This is a genomic window from Gryllotalpicola sp. CP2-P1 (assembly GCF_057512245.1).
Window position 1 is genome coordinate 1 of the sequence record NZ_JBLRDT010000214.1, and the last position, 4,156, is coordinate 4,156.

At 65.3% G+C, this 4,156-nt stretch carries 4 protein-coding genes; all 4 read right to left on the reverse strand.

Going from position 1 to position 4,156, the window contains the following annotated elements:
- Nucleotides 1-1,126: ArnT family glycosyltransferase (locus ACM2XV_RS12945; RefSeq protein ID WP_487027219.1), on the reverse strand; the 1,126-nt coding region annotated here is incomplete at its 3' end.
- 414 nt (nt 1,127-1,540) lie between these two features.
- Nucleotides 1,541-2,563 (reverse strand): glycosyltransferase family 2 protein, encoded by a 1,023-nt coding sequence (locus tag ACM2XV_RS12950; RefSeq protein WP_487027220.1) that lies wholly within the window; start codon nt 2,561-2,563, stop codon nt 1,541-1,543.
- A gap of 35 nt (nt 2,564-2,598) precedes the next feature.
- Entirely contained in the window at nt 2,599-3,480 is an 882-nt protein-coding gene (locus tag ACM2XV_RS12955) for a class I SAM-dependent methyltransferase (protein ID WP_487027221.1), read from the reverse strand.
- The coding region (locus tag ACM2XV_RS12960) for a glycosyltransferase family 4 protein (protein ID WP_487027222.1) at nt 3,477-4,156 on the reverse strand (680 nt) is incomplete at its 5' end. The genes ACM2XV_RS12960 and ACM2XV_RS12955, both read right to left, overlap by 4 nt.

Sequence of the window (4,156 nt, forward strand, 5' to 3'; positions counted from 1 at the left end):
TCACGATCACCGCAGCGGCATTGGAGAGCGGTTTGCGGTGATGGACGAGGAACAACCGCAGCCAGCGCCACGGCGGGCCGAAGGTAGCCAGGAGGCCGACGAGTGCAACGGCTATGCACGCGACAACGAGCGGTTTGACGAGATAGAGCAGTTCATGAAGGTAGTGCGGACTGTCAATCTGGAGACCGAGAATGCCGAGCCCGGTAAGTGCCAGCGCCGTTCCGACGGCGACGAGGTAGCCGCGACGCCGTGCCCGTCGTACGAATGGCGAGTGAGCGACGAAGGCTTTGAGTGCGAGCGCGGCCGACAGCCCGAGCACGATAGCTGCCCCGTCGACGCGGGCCACTCCGACCATTCCTACGAGAGCGCCGCCGAGGAGATAGTGGTACCAGTGCCCGGTACTTGAGGCCGCCCAGAGGAAGAGCAGGCCGCCGAACGTAGTGGCGATTGTGAGCGGCTCTGAAAAGACGCTGCGTGTGAAGTAAATCATCGGCATGGTGGTCGCGAAGGCGACCAGCGCCCCCAGCGCCCACACCGGGCCGAGGAGTCTGCGAGCAAAAGCGTAGAAGAGCAGAAGACCCAACGCGCCCACGAAGAGGTCGCCGATGAGAACGCCCTGAATTCCTCCGGCCCAGCCTGCCATAGCGACCAGGGCCGGCCCTAGCTTTGCCCCTTGGCCAGTGACTTCACCGTTCGAATACGCATAGGGATTGTCGAACCTCGGCCCGACGGGCGATCCCAATCCGATGTCGGGGATCGCTCTCGCAATCTGCTGGGCCGCCTGACTGACGTCCATTGAAGGGCTCGGATGTTGCGACAGCCAGATGCTCTGGAGCGTAAGGAAGCCCGGGTCCCGGCTTACGTCGAGCCACTGCGAGGCGTACGGGATATTGACCGCGACCCAGACTGCAACCAGCACGAGCGCGATCAGCGCGGTGACGCCTGCCCAACGGTGTTCGTAGCGTTGAAGCCGCCATCGCCAGGTTGCCGCAGTGAGTGCGGCGCTCAGCGGAAGCACCGTCCACCACCGGAACTGCCCTAGGAGCACAGCGGTTGCCGTCACCAGACAGAGCATGAGGAGCGGGAGCGCGAGCGCGTCGGGGATAGCCGCGAAGCGGCTCAGCACGCGGTCGATTCGAGTCTGGCCCCGACGGCGCCCTCGGCGGGCGGGCGCCATATGTTGCGGAGCATGCGGGCCTGATCGGGGTCGTAGCACTACTGGGCGCGTCGTAAGCGGCGGGGCGGTGTTCAGGTCGTTGCGCGCTGCATTCGATCTGCTGGGGGAATGCGGGCCTGTCGGAATCGGCACATGGGTCGGCGAAGTCGAACTCATTGTGCTGACCTCGGACGAACGGGGAACTGCATGAATAGAACCTATGCGCTTGTCTATCTGCTCATGACGCATGCAACCGGAAATTCCCCGGACTGGGGACACCCCTGATAGCTCCAGTCACCGGCCACGACGCGCGATTGAGCGGCCTCCGCAGGTACGCTCCCTCCATGGCCCGCCGGTTGGCAAGCGTCTCGATCCCTCCGCGGCTTACGCCGCCTGAGGATCGGCGCCCGGAGCGAGACTGGTGTGCTGGGTGGCGCGTGCTGGTTGAAGTGAGCGTGCGGTCGCGCCGTCGCCATAAGCCATGCGCTTCTGAAGCTCGAGCTGATCTTCCTGCAGGATGCGGTTGATGCGGGTCAAGTCGGCCACGATACCGATGACGAGCGACATGACGGCCGCGAGCAACAGGGTGATCCCGAGCAAGAGGGACTGAATGTGGCCGCCTCGTGCGCCGTCGCCTAGAAGGAACAAGTAGCGGATGAACGGAATCAGGCCGCCCACAGCGAACAACGCGCCGATGCTCGCGAAGATGGCGTACGGCTTGAACATGAGGTACGCCCGGAGGATCGCGAGCCCCGACTGCCACATGTGCTGCCAGATGTTCTTGAACAGCCGGGACTCGCGCGTCTTCGCGTTCGTCTCGATCGGGATGCTGGTGATCGCGAGCCGCTTGTTGCCAGCCTGAATGATCGTTTCCATGCAGTAGCTGAACTGGGTGACGACGTTGAGCTTGATCAGTGAGTACTTGCTGTAGGCGCGGAATCCGCTCGCCGCGTCGGGCAGATCGGTGCCCGCCGCCTTGTTGACGACCCAGCTGCCGATCCGCTGCATGAGCTTCTTGAACGGCGAGAAGTGCGCGATGGTCGCGGTCTGGCGGTCGGCGACGACGATCTCGGCCTGGCCGTCGAGCACGGGCTTCACGAGCTCGGGGATCATCGCCTGCGGGTACTGGTTGTCGCCGTCGGTGTTGACGAGGATGTCGGCGCCGTGGCGCAGCGCGTAGTCGACGCCGTCGTGGAAGGACCGCGCGAGGCCCATGTTGCGCGTGTGGCGCACGAAGTGCTTGACCCCGTAGGACTTGGCGACCTCGACGGTGCGGTCGCTCGAGCCGTCGTCGATCACCAGGATCTCGATCTCGTCGATGCCGTCGATGTGCTTCGGCATCGACTCGAGGACGAGCGGAAGGGTCTCTTCCTCATTGAGGCACGGGATCTGTATGAAGAGCTTCACGTTGCCATTATTCCGGATGCGTTCTGCCTGAGCGCTTAGGGCCGCCGAGAGAGTGGCTTCGGGGCGATGCGCAACGCGGCGCCCCTCGGCTCGGCCGGTCCCTTGAACGCGACCCAGAGATAGGTCGGAATGAGAGGAATGAGGCCGGCGAGGACCGCTTCTGGCAGTCTCGATGCGATCTCGGTCGCGCGCGACGTGTTCTCGAACGTGCCAGGCTCGGCAAGCACCGGAAGCGTGTAGTCCCAGACGTCGAAGTCCTTGAAAAGCTTGCGCAGTTCGCCACGGAAGCGGAATTGCTCGTAGTACTTATCGCCCTTGCCCGCGGCGCGCATATACAGATCGGATGCCCGTCGTGGCAGCCAGGACAGGAAGGGCAACTCGTAGTGCGGCTCCACGATGCCGAGCCGGTTGCCGAGGCCAAGATAGAGCATGCCGCCGGGCTTCAGCACCCGCTTCATATCGGCGACGACGGCCTCAGGGCTAACGACGTGCTCATAGATGTGGTTGAAGACGATGAGGTCGACGGTGTCGTCTTCAAGCGGCATCTCGTCGCCGCTCGAGAGACGGAAGTCGACGTTGTCGCCGAAGCGAGCTTTGGCCCTCTCGATACCGGGCTCGTCGATATCGACGCCGATCGTAGTGGCTCCCGCCAGAGCGATCTCATTCGCGATAAATCCCGCGGAACAGCCCACATCGAGGGCGGTGAGACCGCTCAGGTTGTCGCGGCCGAGAGCGTGCTTCACGATGGAGAGGATCTTGGCTGCTTTCTTCCGGCGCATCTCCTCGTCCAGCATCTTGTGCTGGATGTCGGAGTACGCAAGCTGCTCGTGCCTCACATCGTCATGATCCATGTCGGCGACTATAGGCGATGACCGTTTCGGCAACGATTCGACGGTGCCGGACAAGCTCACCGTCACGTGTGTAGTCTCCAGGCGGCAGCAGCCGTCGCTTGCCAGCTGAAGGCTCGCGCACGTTCCGCTCCTGCCGCGGCGAGCCGAGCGGATGTCACAGAGTCATCGACGAGCGAGCGGATGCCTGCGGCGAGACGCTCGGGATAGGAGGCGGCCGGCGCGCGCTCCACGACGAGCGCGTTCCCCGCGGCGACCTCGACGAGCGCCGGGTCGTCGGAGACGACGACGGGCGTGCCGAAGCTGAACGCCTCGAGCACGGGCAGCCCGAAGCCCTCGGCGAGGCTCGGGAAGGCGAACACGGTCGCGCGGTCGTAGGCGACCGCGAGGTCTGTGTCGGGCAGGAAGCCGAGCGGGAGAACACGATCGGGGGCGAGGCCGGCTCGGGCCGCGGCATCCGCCACGCTCACCCCGCCCCAGCCCGGCGGGCCGACGACGACGAGCGGCAGCGGGGGAGCGGCAGGCGAGGCCATCGCCTCGATGAGTGCGCCGAGGGCCTTGCGGGGCTCGAGGGTGCCCACCGTCAGGATGTACTCGTCGGGCAGGCCGAGAGCGGCGGCGCGCTCGTCGGCGAAGCTCGGCAGCACCAGGCTCGGGCTCACGGCGGGGGGCACGACGTGCAGCCGATCGCCGAAGTCGGCGACCTCGGCGAGCTGGTCGGCGACCGCCTGGGTGAGCACGGCGA